Annotated in this window: 12 protein-coding genes; 11 read left to right on the top strand and 1 reads right to left on the bottom strand. The window is 51.2% G+C overall.

From position 1 onward, the window contains the following. The first annotated feature begins 149 nt into the window (after positions 1 to 149). The 11 genes from arsJ (at position 150) to MPL1_RS06585 (ending at position 12,464) form a co-directional block, all read left to right on the top strand. The gene (gene arsJ, locus MPL1_RS06635) at positions 150 to 1,127 is read left to right on the top strand and encodes an organoarsenical effux MFS transporter ArsJ (RefSeq protein WP_009726353.1); all 978 of its coding nucleotides are present in this window, start codon (positions 150 to 152) and stop codon (positions 1,125 to 1,127) included. A 59-nt stretch (positions 1,128 to 1,186) separates the two neighbouring features. Further along, on the top strand, positions 1,187 to 1,879 hold the full coding sequence (phoB, locus tag MPL1_RS06630; RefSeq protein ID WP_009726352.1) for a phosphate regulon transcriptional regulator PhoB: 693 nt from the start codon (positions 1,187 to 1,189) through the stop codon (positions 1,877 to 1,879). A 13-nt stretch (positions 1,880 to 1,892) separates the two neighbouring features. Beyond that, on the top strand, positions 1,893 to 3,182 hold the full coding sequence (phoR, locus tag MPL1_RS06625; protein WP_009726351.1) for a phosphate regulon sensor histidine kinase PhoR: 1,290 nt from the start codon (positions 1,893 to 1,895) through the stop codon (positions 3,180 to 3,182). Positions 3,183 to 3,397: 215 nt separating this feature from the next. Further along, the gene (locus MPL1_RS06620) at positions 3,398 to 4,369 is read left to right on the top strand and encodes a PstS family phosphate ABC transporter substrate-binding protein (RefSeq protein ID WP_009726350.1); all 972 of its coding nucleotides are present in this window, start codon (positions 3,398 to 3,400) and stop codon (positions 4,367 to 4,369) included. Between the two features lie 185 nt (positions 4,370 to 4,554). After that, positions 4,555 to 6,852 carry an ABC transporter permease subunit gene (locus MPL1_RS06615; RefSeq protein WP_009726349.1) on the top strand — a complete coding sequence of 766 codons (2,298 nt, stop codon included), beginning with the start codon at positions 4,555 to 4,557 and terminating at the stop codon, positions 6,850 to 6,852. 20 nt (positions 6,853 to 6,872) lie between these two features. Further along, complete coding sequence (pstA, locus tag MPL1_RS06610) at positions 6,873 to 8,540, top strand: phosphate ABC transporter permease PstA (protein WP_009726348.1); 1,668 nt, start codon at positions 6,873 to 6,875, stop codon at positions 8,538 to 8,540. 120 nt (positions 8,541 to 8,660) lie between these two features. Next, the gene (gene pstB, locus MPL1_RS06605) at positions 8,661 to 9,425 is read left to right on the top strand and encodes a phosphate ABC transporter ATP-binding protein PstB (RefSeq protein WP_235045546.1); all 765 of its coding nucleotides are present in this window, start codon (positions 8,661 to 8,663) and stop codon (positions 9,423 to 9,425) included. A 22-nt stretch (positions 9,426 to 9,447) separates the two neighbouring features. Further along, on the top strand, positions 9,448 to 10,167 hold the full coding sequence (gene phoU, locus MPL1_RS06600) for a phosphate signaling complex protein PhoU (protein WP_009726346.1): 720 nt from the start codon (positions 9,448 to 9,450) through the stop codon (positions 10,165 to 10,167). Between the two features lie 186 nt (positions 10,168 to 10,353). Next, positions 10,354 to 11,874, top strand: a complete 1,521-nt coding sequence (gene ppx, locus MPL1_RS06595; protein ID WP_009726345.1) for an exopolyphosphatase — start codon at positions 10,354 to 10,356, stop codon at positions 11,872 to 11,874. A 25-nt stretch (positions 11,875 to 11,899) separates the two neighbouring features. Next, positions 11,900 to 12,175, top strand: coding sequence for a hypothetical protein (locus MPL1_RS06590; RefSeq protein ID WP_009726344.1), 276 nt, complete (start codon positions 11,900 to 11,902; stop codon positions 12,173 to 12,175). Then, positions 12,135 to 12,464 (top strand): hypothetical protein, encoded by a 330-nt coding sequence (locus MPL1_RS06585; RefSeq protein WP_161604009.1) that lies wholly within the window; start codon positions 12,135 to 12,137, stop codon positions 12,462 to 12,464. Before MPL1_RS06590 ends, MPL1_RS06585 begins: the two co-directional genes overlap by 41 nt. Before the next feature lie 10 nt (positions 12,465 to 12,474). Here MPL1_RS06585 and MPL1_RS06580 read toward each other — a convergent pair. Beyond that, positions 12,475 to 12,871, bottom strand: a 397-nt coding sequence (locus MPL1_RS06580; protein ID WP_040576953.1) for a TonB-dependent receptor domain-containing protein, incomplete at its 5' end; no start/stop codon positions are given.

Here is a 12,871-nt window from a genome sequence, read left to right as displayed (position 1 = left end):
CGCACTTCGTATGCTGGTCGTGCTTTATTTCCATCAGCTTGGTTACAGTCCGCTGGAAGGGGCAATGCTGTTTGTGCTGTACGAGTTTTTGGCATTGTCACCAATCTGATCGGTGGCTGGCTGGCGGCGCGATTGGGCTGAATGTCACCATGCACCTTGGGTTATTGCTGCAAGTCATTGCCTTGTCGATGTTGCTGGTCGATCCGCAATGGTTATCAGTCGCTTATGTAATGGTGGCACAGGCCTTGTCGGGCATTGCCAAAGACCTCAACAAGATGAGTGCTAAATCCAGCATTAAGATGCTGGTTGCCGATGATCAGCAGTCGACCTTGTATCGATGGATTGCCCTGCTGACCGGCTCTAAAAATGCGCTGAAAGGATTTGGTTTTTTTGTCGGTGCCGCATTACTGACCTGGCTGGGTTTCAGGGGCGCTATCCTGACCATGACAGTGGTCTTGTTTGTGGTGTTGTTGTTTAGCGTCTACCTGCTGGATCGTCAGCTCGGCAAGGCGAGTTTCAAACCAAAATTTCGCGATATTTTTTCGAAAAGTCCGGCGGTCAATCGATTGTCAGTCGCCCGGTTCTTTCTGTTCGGTTCTCGAGACATCTGGTTTGTAGTGGCCTTACCTGTGTTTTTACATGCTCAACTGCAATGGCCAGCCATCTATGTCGGAGCCTTATTGGCGATCTGGGTAGTGGGCTATGGCATTGTTCAGGCTGCAGCCCCCAAACTCACCGGTTATTCAAAAGCGCATGCGCCAGATGGGCAGACCGTTTGGCGCTGGTCGTTACCGTTAATGTTGCTGCCAATGCTGATCGCTGCGGCTGTTTATTTTGACTGGATGTTGATGGCGGCGCTCACCGCAGGCTTGATGGTCTATGGTGTTGTGTTTGCCATTAACTCGGCAGTGCACTCCTATCTAATAGTTGCCTATGCAGATGCTTCAGGTGTTTCACTTGATGTGGGCTTCTACTACATGGCCAATGCTGCAGGTCGATTGCTGGGGACACTGCTGTCGGGTTGGATTTACATGTGGGCTGGTCTGGCCGCATGCTTGCTGGTCTCGGCATTGATGATCGCGATGGCTAGTCTGATTTCACTGAAATTACCTCGAAACGGGGCTTAACAAATCTGTCATATTCAGCGAGTATGCTAGTTGGCGAAAACTATGCACAGGAACAAGCAATGACCACTACCATTTTGGCCGTCGAGGATGATGCTGCGATTCGGGATATGTTGAATTTCACACTGCGGCAATCCGGATTCATTTGCGAAGCGGTCTCCGATGGTGAAAAGGGATTGGAATGGCTGAAACAACAACAGCCTGATTTGATTCTGCTTGACTGGATGTTACCAGGCATCGATGGTATTGAATTTATCCGACGTCTGCGCGCCAATGAGTTTCTGGCGTCAATTCCAGTCATCATGCTGACTGCCAAGGGTGAGAGCGAAGACATGGTCAAAGGTTTGAGTGTCGGCGCCGATGATTACATCAACAAACCCTTCGCGCCGGTAGAGCTGGTTGCACGAATTCGCGCCTTGTTGCGTCGCTGCCAGCCACTGAACAGCGATGACAGTCAAAAACTCAGTTGTGGTGAATTGGTGCTGGATACTAAAAGCCACCGGGTGAACGTGGGTGAACAGCGTATTGATCTTGGACCAACCGAGTTCCGTTTACTGCACTTCTTTATGAAAAACCCTGAGCGGGCCTATAACCGTTCTCAATTGCTGGATTTTGTCTGGGGCGACACTGTGTACATCGAGGAGCGCACTGTCGATGTGCATATCCGAAGACTGCGTAAGGCGCTTGAGCCTTATGGTCACGATCATTTGGTGCAGACGGTGCGCGGCGTTGGCTATCGCTTCTCGGCTGAATAACGGATTGATTTGAATGCAGTGGGATAATTGGCGCCTGTTGGCGCTGATCAGTCTGGCAGGATTTCTCGGACTGATCATGGGGCAGATGATGACATTCATGTTCATCGCTGCACTTGGCTACGCTATCTGGTTGCAACGTAAGTGGTATCAGTTGTGGCGCTGGTTGCAACACCCCAAAAAGGCCACTTGTCCCAGTGCTGAAGGCGTGGTGGATGATGTGTGCCGTCACATCGAGAAAATGCGTCAGCAAAACAACAACCGCAAAAAGAAAGTCACCAGTTATCTCAAGCGTTTTCAGTCAGCCACCGCGGCCTTGCCCGATGCCATTGTGATCATTGGTAAACATGGCCAGGTGGATTGGGCCAATTTTTCAGCCATGCAGTTACTTGGTATTCGCTGGCCGCGTGACAGTGGTGTTCGGGTTATCAATCTGATTCGCGACCCGCAGTTACTCAAACTCATGGAAAATCCAGTGGCTGAGGGGGGGGGAATCACCCTCAACTCACCTTTGAACGCATCACGCCAACTGGAAATCAAACTGGTCAGCTACATGGGCAATGGCCGCTTGTTGATCGCCAGAGATGTTACCCAGACCGTGAAACTGCAGCGGATGCGTCGTGATTTTGTGGCCAATGTTTCGCATGAGCTTCGTACGCCGTTGACAGTACTCAAAGGCTATCTGGAAAGTTTCCAGCCCGACACGCCTGCAGAACAGTGGCATCAGGCATTACCTGTCATGCAGCAGCAGACGCAGCGTATGCATTTGATGATCAAGGATCTGCTGGCATTGTCTTCGCTGGAAACCGGTGAAAAGCCGCTGATGCATACCCCCACCAATGTTGGTCAATTGCTTAAAGTCATTGTTGATGATGCCTTTCATCTTGAGCACTATCGCCAACAGCCCATCAGCCTGGATTTGCAATCGGAAAAATGGCTGATGGCCGATGTGGATGAGCTGAGAAGTGCCATTTCCAATCTGGTATTCAATGCCGTTAAGTACACACCGGACAACTGTCCGATCACTGTCAGCTGGCACAGCGATAATTTTGGCGCAAAGATCTGTGTCACTGATCAAGGTGAGGGGATTGAGGCCAAACATCTGGATCGCCTGACCGAACGTTTTTATCGAGTCGACAAAGGTCGGGCCAGCAGTGCCGGCGGCACCGGCCTTGGTCTGGCCATCGTCAAGCATGTCTTGCAGCGCCATGAAGGTGAGCTGATCATCGACAGTGCACCCGGAGAAGGTGCCAAATTCTGTTGTCATTTCCCGTTGAAAAAGCTGGTCGATAAAATCGATGTCTGAGTCGTTGTGATTCAGCGTATAGCCTGCAGAGATAAACAGCGGGCTTTTTTATCGCGGAAAATCAATTGATTTTGTTGGAAAAAACAGCCTCCGGGGACGCTGTCACACAATTGTCATGTTTCTTTCATCAGCCTGTCACAGTTAGGAGTAATACTGCTCGCGTTGGCAACTTCACCCGTTGCTACGTTTTCATTCAATTCAGGAGCTGAACACTCATGTTCAAGAAAAAACTCGCAGTCATTGGCGCCGCTGTCACCATGGCACTGTCGTCTGCCACTTTCGCTGATGTTGATCCAAATCTGCCAGCCTACTCACCGACTTCAGGTGTATCAGGTAACCTGTCCAGCATTGGTTCAGACACACTGAACAACCTGATGACGCTGTGGGCAGAAGAGTTCAACAAATTCTACCCAAACGTCAATATTCAGGTTCAAGGTGCCGGTTCTTCGACTGCGCCCCCAGCTCTGACTGAAGGTACTGCGACTCTGGCTCCTATGAGCCGTGGCATGCGCCAGTCTGAAATCCAGTCTTTTGAAGAAAGATACGGTTACGCGCCTTACGAAGTGCCAGTCGCTATCGACATGGTTGCGGTCTATGTCAACAAGGACAACCCGATTGAAGGCTTGAGCCTGCCACAAGTTGACGCGATCTTTTCAGCCACACGTCGCTGTGGTGCAGAAGCTGATGTGAGCCGTTGGGGTCAACTGGGTCTGTCTGGCGCATGGGAAAACCGTGACTTTGCTCTGTACAGCCGTAACGCTGTATCTGGTACCTACGGCTTCTTTAAAGATATCGCACTGTGCGGCGGTGACTTTAAATCAAGCATCAACGAACAGCCAGGTTCTTCATCTGTGGTTCAAGGTGTCACTGAGTCAATCAACGGTATCGGTTACTCAGGTATTGGTTACCGTACTTCAGGCGTTCGTGTAGTGCCATTGGCTGCTGAAGAAGGCGCTCCATTTGCTGAAGCCAACGCTGACAATGCTGCTTCAGGTGCCTACCCACTTGCTCGTTACCTGTACGTTTACATTAACAAACACCCTAACCAGGATCTGGACCCACAAACTCGTGAGTTTGTAAAACTGGTTCTGTCCAAAGAAGGTCAGGAAGTGGTAAACCGTGATGGTTATGTGCCACTTCCAGAATCTCTGGCTGGCAAAATCCGTAAGGATTTGGGTCTGGAATAATCCCAGAAACCATGCACGATAAGAAGAGGCCTTCGGGCCTCTTTTTTTATCTAATGCTAGCGATCTCCTGGCATTGTTTAAGAATAATAATTAATAAAATCAATCAGTTAATATTTGTAATATTGCTGTCACATAATGTCAGTAAGCTTGGCGCTTCATGATTGACACTCACACAGGGCTACACAATGACTGAAACCGTAACTGGCGCCTTGGGCAGTTCAGGAGCACGCAAATCCCTGCTTCCTGACACTGCGGCTCGGGAAAAGCTGCGAAAAAGGCGTGACTTCAAGGATAGCGCCTCGCGCTGGGGAATTACTGCTGCAGGCTTTGGTGTGGTGTTTGCCCTGGCGATGATTTTTGTCTATCTGTTTTACGAGGTGATGCCTATCCTCAAAGGCGCTTCAGTCACCCCTCAGGCCACTTACACACTGCCTGTGACCCAGGCAAATACCCAGCATCTGGTGCTTGAGCGTTATCAGGAAATGGGCATTCAATACACCGACAACGGTCAGGTCACATTCTTTGACGCCGATAACGGCCAGATTCGCCAGCAATTCGACTTGCCGATTCCTGAAGATGCCACAGTGACAAGCTTTGCCAACTCGGAATACATTGGTAGCGTGACTGCTCAAGGGCTTAGCAATGGTCAGGTGGTGATCAGCCGCCATGCATTTAACATCAGCTTTCCTGATGACCAGCGCCTGATTACACCAAGAATGGAGTATCCATTTGGTGAGGCAGCGATTCAAATTGATGAGCAGGGTCGTGCGATCAAGCATCTGGCTATTGAGACGGTAATACGTGGCGCGGCAGGCTCAGTCGTTACAGCAATCACTGAAGACCAGCGCCTGCTGGTGACCAGTCTGACCAGCCGCAGCAACATGATGACCGGCGAAGTTACCGTCAACAGCAACACCGTCGAGCTGGCGAGGGTACCCGAAGCGCCGGTGAAAATGCTGGTCGACAAGGCCTTACGCAGTCTGTTTATTGCCGATGCCAAAGGGTATATCCACTACTATGATATTTCCCGTCTGGAAAACGCGCGTTTTGTCGCCTCTGTGAATGCAGGACAGGGCAGTGCGATTACCGCCATGGACTTTCTGGTCGGCACGGTATCGCTGATTGTCGGTACAGAAAAGGGTGAATTAAGTCAGTGGTTCCTGGTGCGTGATGAATCCAATAATAATCACCTGACCCGGATTCGTGACTTTAATCCGCACGGCGCAGCGATTACCGCACTGGCGCCGGAATACACCCGTAAAGGCTTTCTGGCCGTAGATGCCAAAGGTCAGCTGGGCATTCACTACGGCACCTCAGCGCGCACTCTCTATTTCAAGCAACTGAGTGAACAACCGCTGGTAGGTGCTGCAATTTCTCAGGTCAATGGTCGCTTGATGTTGCTGGATGATCAGCAACAGGTCTCAGTTGCCGGACTGTGGAACCAGCATCCGCAATTGTCGTTTGCCGCGATGTGGAACAAAGTCTGGTACGAAGGCCGGGCCAACCCTGAATACATCTGGCAGTCATCATCAGCTTCCGATGAGTTCGAGTCAAAATTCAGTTTGGTGCCGTTGTCTATCGGTACGCTGAAGGCCGCCTTCTATGCCATGTTATTTGCCATGCCACTGGCGATTGCCGGTGCCATTTACACCGCTTACTTCATGACACCCAAACTACGGGGTGTGGTCAAACCCAGTATCGAAATCATGGAAGCCTTGCCGACGGTTATTCTCGGTTTTCTGGCTGGTTTGTGGCTGGCCCCCTTTGCCGAGGATCACCTGCCGGCGATCTTTAGCTTCTTGATACTCATGCCAGTGTTGATGCTGGTGTTTGCCTACTTCTGGTCAAAGCTGCCAGGTTCATTCCGCAGTCGAGTGCCAGATGGCTGGGAGGCGGCTTTGTTAGTGCCGGTGATTCTGTCATTTGGCGCCTTCTGTATCTTTATCAGCCCTTGGATTGAGGTCTGGTTTTTTAATGGCAGCATGCGTCAGTGGTTTACCGATGTGGGGGTGACCTATGACCAGCGTAACGCGATGATTGTGGGTATTGCCATGGGCTTTGCTGTGATTCCGACCATCTTTTCGATTGCTGAAGACGCGGTGTTCACAGTGCCTCGTCATTTGACTCAGGGTTCATTGGCACTGGGTGCCACCCGCTGGCAAACCGTGGTTGGTGTGGTATTGCCCACCGCCAGTCCGGGTATTTTCTCTGCGGTGATGATGGGCTTTGGCCGGGCAGTCGGTGAAACCATGATTGTACTGATGGCGACCGGTAACAGTCCGGTGGTGAACTTCAATATCTTTGAAGGCATGCGCACGCTGTCGGCCAATATCGCCGTAGAACTGCCGGAAACGGCTGTAGGCAGCTCGCACTTCCGCATTCTGTTCCTTGCAGCCTTGGTGTTGTTGGCGCTGACCTTCATCGTTAACACCGCTGCAGAAATCATTCGTCAGCGGCTACGTGCCCGTTACAGCAACCTGTAAGCCAGAAGGGATCGATAACAATGAAAGCATGGTTGAAAAGTGGTTCACCCTGGATTTGGCTCAACGGCGGCGCCGTGGCGATGTGCATGATCATGGTGGTGGGTTTGATAGGTCTGATTGCAGTGCGTGGTTTTGGTCATTTCTGGCCGGCCAATATTGCCCAGATTGAAATCACCAATGAGCAGGGCGAACAAATTGTGGTGATGGGTGAGATTGTGCGCTCCCAAACCATTCCATCAGCAGTCGCACGTGATGCGGGTAATGAAGTGCCCGAAGATATCGACATGGTCACTCGCTACTTGGTCAAGCAAGGCAACAGAGATCAGACCGGTCGTGATTTCGTCTGGTACCTCGAACTGGGCATGGGCGAGTTTACTTATCCGCTGGATGCCTATCAGATTGAGCGACGTGAATGGGGTAATTTCTACGGTCAACCAGTGGCCTTGCTCAGAGAGGGTGAAATTGTCAGCACCCCTCAACAGTCTGGGTTCTGGCGTGATATGCAGGCGGCTTTGGATCGCAGCCTGAAATTGCATCAGGAAATCCAGCGTCTTGAACGTCGTCAGATCGGTCGTATCAACAGTGGTTTGGAACAGCTTCGGCTGGACACTCGTCGTTTGGACTTACGTGATGTTAGTGGCCCGGAACGTGAAGCTGAAGATGCCCGCATCGCCGCGGCACGGGCTGAACTGGACGCTCAGTATGAAGAGTTACGTGTTGAGCTGGACGCACTCAAAGCAGCACAACGTCGAGATACACTGCAAATGGTGACTGCCGAAGGTGCACAGGTAGATTTGTCAATGGCACAAATTGTCCGGGTAACCGCACCAAACGGTATGTCAGTGCCTGCCAAGATGGGTCAGTACATGGAGCGTTTGTGGGAATTCATGTCGGACAACCCGCGTGAAGCCAATACCGAAGGCGGTATTTTCCCAGCGATATTCGGCACCGTGACCATGGTATTTATCATGTCGATTATCGTCACGCCATTTGGCATTCTGGCGGCGATTTATCTGCGCGAATACGCCAAGCAAGGTCTGATGACCCGAGTCATCAGGATCTCGGTGTATAACCTGGCCGGTGTACCGTCGATTGTTTACGGTGTATTCGGTCTGGGCTTTTTTGTCTACTTCCTTGGCGGCAGTCTGGACAGGCTGTTTTATGAGGCTGCACTGCCAACGCCGACCTTTGGTACACCGGGCTTGTTCTGGGCTTCTTTAACACTGGCTTTGCTGACCTTGCCGATAGTGATTGTGTCTACCGAAGAAGGTTTGGCGCGGATCCCGTCCACCATTCGTCAGGGCAGTTTGGCCTTGGGTGCCACCAAGGCTGAAACACTGTGGAAAGTCATCGTACCGCTGGCAACTCCGGCCATGATGACCGGCCTGATTCTGGCGATTGCCCGTGCTGCAGGTGAGGTAGCACCACTGATGCTGGTGGGTGTGGTGAAACTTGCGCCAACACTGCCGGTAGATGGCACCTTCCCGTTCGTGCATCTGGAGCGCAAAATCATGCATCTGGGCTTCCATATCTACGATGTCGGTTTCCAAAGCTCGAACGCTGAAGCGGCAAGACCGCTGGTCTATGCCACAGCCCTGGTACTGGTGATGTTGATTGTGGTGTTGAACCTGACTGCCATCAGCATTCGAAACCGACTGCGTGAACGCTATCGCAATGCTTCGGACTAAGCCATGACGACTGAAAATGAAACTAAAGAGTATTCAACTATGAATTCACAAGAAAAAACCGCTCCAATCCGGGTATCTGCCAGTCAAGCCAGAAGTGGCGAAGCCAGAGAAGCGCTGTTGATGGCCAACGAGTCGATCAAGATTGTGGTCAACGATCTGAACCTCTATTACGGTAATGATCAGGCACTGAAAAACATCAATCTGCAAATCCCTGAGAAACGTGTCACTGCGTTTATCGGACCCTCAGGTTGTGGTAAATCAACCTTGCTGCGTTGTTTTAACCGGATGAATGATCTGGTGGATAACGTGACCATCACCGGCGATATGCTGATGGATGGTCAGGAGATCAATGCACCGGGTGTCAATGTCGCCGAATTGCGTCGTCAGGTGGGCATGGTATTCCAGAAGCCAAACCCGTTCCCGAAATCCATCTATGAAAATGTTGCTTACGGCCTGCGTCTGCAAGGCGTGAATGATCGCTCCACGCTGGATAAGGTGGTCGAAAAATCCCTGAAAGGTGCAGCACTGTGGGACGAGGTCAAAGACCGTCTGCATGAGTCAGCCATGGGCATGTCGGGTGGTCAGCAGCAGCGTCTGGTGATTGCCCGGGCGATTGCCATTGAGCCGGAAGTGATTCTGCTGGACGAGCCTGCTTCGGCGCTGGATCCCATCTCGACCCTGAAAATCGAAGAGCTTATTAATGAGTTGAAGAACGATTACACCATTGTCATCGTGACGCACAACATGCAGCAGGCGGCGCGGGTATCCGACTACACCGCATTCATGTACATGGGTGAGTTGATTGAATTTGGTGCCACCGATCAGTTGTTCACCAATCCCGCCAAAAAACAAACCGAAGACTACATCACTGGCCGTTACGGCTAAGTCCCGCCTCAGGAGATAACAGATGGTTACCAATCAATCACAACATATTTCACAACAGTTCGAGAAAGAACTGCAGGATATTCGCAGCCAGGTGCTGGCGATGGGCGGTCTGGTAGAACAGCAAGTTCAAAATGCGATGGAAGCCCTGGTGAACGGCGATGCCGATCTGGCCAGATCGGTCATTTCAGGCGACGACGAAATTAATAAACTGGAAGTCAGTATTGATGAAGACTGCATCCAGATCATTGCCAAGCGCCAACCGACGGCCAGTGACTTGCGTCTGGTCACAGGCATTCTGAAAACCATTACTGATCTTGAACGTATCGGTGATGAGTCGGTGCGCATTGCCCGTATGGCGCTGAATCTTTCTGAAAAAGATCGGCCGAAAAAGAACTATCGCGAGCTGAGTAATCTGGGCAATCATGTGCGCGGTATGCTGCGTGATGCGTTGGATGCTTTTGCCCGTTTTGATGTGGACACTGCACTCAGAACCGCCAGAGAAGATCGTGAAGTAGATGCTGAATACGAAAGCATTCTTAGACAGCTCATCACCTACATGATGGAAGATCCACGCGCCGTTACCCGCGTACTGGATATGATGTGGTCAGCGCGTTCGCTGGAACGTATTGGCGACCATGCGCACAATGTCTGTGAACATGTGATCTATCTGGTCGAAGGCAAAGATGTGCGCCACCTCAGTGTGGAAAAAATGGAAAAAGTTATCAAAGGCGAACAAGACTAATTTTGTTTGCTCGTCAAAAGCCTGCGCAGTGTTGCTGTGCGGGCTTTTTTGTGCCCGATGAATATTGAAACAGCATCATCAAACTTACACGAATACAATTTAAGATAGCCGTATGACGAGATTGATTGATGACATGCCTGTACAGCATCAGGCAGAATAAATTCTGACTTACAAGACATCGCGGGCATGGAACAAGAACAGGAATCACATACCGAGCAAGATATTCTTGCCGCCGTTGATCTGGGCTCAAACAGCTTTCATATGATCATTGCCCGCCTGCGTGATGGTCAGTTTCAAATTCTCGACCGACTCAGAGAGATGGTGCAGTTGCGCGCCGGACTCGATAAGGAAAACCGACTGTCGATAGAAGCACAGGACCGCGCTACTGCCTGCCTTGAACGTTTTGGTCAGCGGGTTCGGGATTTGCCTTACGGCAAGGTGCGGGTAGTAGGCACCAACACACTGCGTGTGGCTGAAAACAGTCGTGATTTTTTGCGCAGGGCGCGACTGGCGCTCGGTCATCCCATTGAAATTGTCACCGGTGAAGAAGAAGCGCGCCTGATCTATCTTGGCGTTGCCAAATCACTGGCTTTTGACAATTCACGGCGGTTGGTCATGGATATTGGCGGTGGCAGCACCGAATTTATCATCGGCGAGGGGTTAAAAGGTCTGCGCCGTGAAAGCCTGGAAATGGGCTGTGTCAGCTTTACCCAAAAATTCTTCCCTGATGGTCAGTTGAACGATGAGTCCTGCCAAAAGGCATTGCTGAGTGCTGCCATTCTATTGCGCTCAATTCAGCGACCCTATCTGGATTTGGGCTGGCAGGAGGCGGTAGGGGCTTCAGGCACCATTCGATGTGTTGCCAATATTGCCAAAGCCAACGGCTGGTGTGATGACGGTGTGATCACCATGCATGCGCTCGACATGATTCTAGTGGCGATGAAAAACGCCGGTCACACAGATAAGCTCAAGTTGGATGGCCTCAGTGAAGAGCGCACCCAGGTATTGGCTGGCGGTGTCTGTGTGCTCAAGGCGGCTTTTGAACGTTTGCGTATCGACCGAATGATTGTTTCAGACGGCGCATTACGTGAAGGTCTGCTTTACGACCTGCTGGGTCGTATTCAACACGATGATGAGCGTGAGCGCACCGTCAGTGCTTTGGCAAAACGCTATGGGGTAGATGAGCTGCACGCTGAACGGGTCGGTGTCATGGCGGATCAGCTCTATCAACAAATTGCCATTGATTGGCAGATCGTCGGTGAAGAGTTTAAACAACGACTGCAATGGGCTGCGCGTTTGCATGAAATTGGTTTGGCGATATCTCATGATCAGTTTCACAAACATGCCGCTTATTTGGTCGCTCACTCGGACATGCCCGGTTTTTCACGTGAAGAACAACAATCCCTGGCCGCGCTTATCCGTGCTCAGCGACGCAAATTTCCGAGCAATTATTTCAGTGAGCTGCCGGACGAATTACAAACGACTTCGACGCGGCTGGCGATTATTTTGCGACTGGCAATGGTTTTTAACCGTGGCCGTAGTGAACAAGCCGATACCTTTGTCGGCCTAGAGGTTGGGACAAAAGGTTTGAAGTTGAGCTTGCCCGAGGGCTGGTTGGCAGAGCACCCGCTGACTGAGGCTGATTTACGGCAGGAACGGCGGTATTTGAAAGCGATTGGCGTTAAACTGAAAATTACCGATCAATAGCTCCCGAAGCTGTGAGGTCAAAACTATGCCGCTACTGATGGCGTTGCTGTTGTTCATTTCGATGTCTGCTCAGGCACAATCATTCAGCATACAAGCAGAAGGCGGTGAGCTGTTGCAGGTGCAGCAACTCAAGAGTGGTGAATACTGGCTGACGGTTCGCCTCAGTGACCGTAACCTGGATAGTTTTGCCAGTCATGAGCTGATTCTGCTGCAGCTGGATAATGACTATCCAATGAGCATTGTGGAAGGTCTGCGTTCCTGTGCCGGTGCCGCCCGGCCACCACAGCAGTTTTTTTTATGACTATCAAGCCTCAGGTGCTGGCAGTGACTGGCAGTTAAATGCCGTCAATAATCAACCATCAATAGGCGATATGCTGATTAACACTGCCCGGCCGGTCGCCGACTTTCCAACAATTACCGCTGATCGCCGGCCTGAGTGGTTTGATTTTCGTATTGCCGGTCAGGCCAATGCCGAAGCGTTGTGGCAGCAGATGCAGCACGCGAAACAGATCACCTTGCTGTACACCACAGAAACAGCAGAGCGCCGGCAGGTGATATTCACACTGCCAGTGCCAGCCCGATTGGATTAACGTTGTTTGATTACCACTGGTAACCGAGATTGACGTAAGCGTTTCGACCTATGCCCGGTAAACGATCCAACACGCCAATATCAGGGTTGCCCATCACCCGATTGTAACCACCGAGATGATCGTGATAGCGGCGATCAAACAGATTGTTGATGCCCGCTGTAACGGTCAGATCCTTGACCGGCTGGTAGCGGCCAGACAGGTTGAACAAGGCATAACCGCTGGTTTTTTGTTCCAGATTGGTGCTGGACACCTTCCGTTGAGCTGCGATGGTTTCAACTTCAACACCCAGCTGCCAGCTTGGCTCGACATAACTGAGCATGGTGCGAGCAGTTAGCGGTGCAATTCGATACAGATTATCGCCAGTGTCACGGCGTTTACCGCGCACATAACTGACTGTGCCTTCCAGC

Origin of the sequence: Methylophaga lonarensis MPL (assembly GCF_000349205.1) — a bacterium.
Classification (GTDB): domain Bacteria; phylum Pseudomonadota; class Gammaproteobacteria; order Nitrosococcales; family Methylophagaceae; genus Methylophaga; species Methylophaga lonarensis.
This window is presented reverse-complemented; position numbering and strand designations above follow the sequence as displayed.